The following is a 250-nucleotide window of genomic DNA, read 5'->3' on the forward strand; positions in this document are numbered from 1 at the left end:
GGCTGCGCCGGCCGTGACCGCTGCCACCGCAGGACGTGCCGCCGCGGCCAGGCCGTCGCGGTACTCCCCTGCGAACGCCTTGCCCTGCCCCACCTGGCGCTGCACGACTCCGCGAGCAGCGGCCGCGCGGGAGCGGGCAGCAGCCTTGACGCTGCGGGTGGCCCGCGGGACGTACACGGGAGCACCGATGGGGGCCTTGGCAGCCACACCGGCCCCACCTCCGGCCAGGCTCGCTGCGGTGACTCCGGCC

At 77.6% G+C, this 250-nt stretch carries 1 protein-coding gene; it reads right to left on the reverse strand.

Features of this window, described 5'->3' with window-relative positions:
- Positions 1-207, reverse strand: a 207-nt coding sequence (locus AC0I8G_RS26070; protein WP_471732527.1) for a hypothetical protein, incomplete at its 3' end; no start/stop codon positions are given.
- Positions 208-250 lie beyond the last annotated feature (43 nt).

It is taken from the genome of Kineococcus sp. AC630, from assembly GCF_979255925.1.